Source organism: Vibrio sp. 2134-1, from assembly GCF_033339495.1.
Map to the genome: position 1 here is coordinate 1 of NZ_JAWOUS010000650.1, position 607 is coordinate 607.

The 607-nt window shown below is 47.8% G+C and carries 1 protein-coding gene; it reads left to right on the forward strand.

The window, feature by feature from the left end; all coding sequences use genetic code 11:
* Positions 1 to 607: glycosyltransferase family 9 protein (locus R7R78_RS27770; protein ID WP_225474808.1), on the forward strand; the 607-nt coding region annotated here is incomplete at both ends.

A 607-nucleotide genomic window follows, 5' to 3' on the forward strand; every position in this document is an offset into this window, starting at 1 on the left:
CAAACTTGGTTTTTCATCTGACAGAAGCCAAGATTTTCAAACACTATTCACTAATGTCAAAGTTCCCTCACCACAATCTCTGCACGTGGCGGATGGTTTGATGGCATTTGCTCATCAAATTGGCATCCCTAACACGGAGCTAGACTGGGCACTTTCCTACTCCGCACAAGACCAAGAGTGGGCAGAGAATCATGTTTCTTGCGACAAACCCAACCTACTGATTGTGCCAGGAGCCAGTAAAGCATATAAAAACTGGAATGCTGAAGGGTACATAGACGTCATCCACCATGCGAGAGCACAAGGTTGGAATGTAATTCTGGCTGGTAGCCCAGCTCAAGTCGAACTGGATTTGGCAGATGCCATTCAATCTCGACTGGAAGAACCATGTCTAAATTTAGTTGGGCAAAGCTCAATCCTGCAAATGCTGGCTCTGATTGACAAAGTAGACATGGTCATCGCGCCTGATACCGGGCCAGCTCACATGGCAAGCGCCATGAACACACCGATCATTGGTTTATACGCCCACCACAATCCGGTCCGAGTGGGCCCATATCGCTATCTACAGTATGCCGTCTCAGCTTATGAGGAAGTCATCTTGGCTGAAACA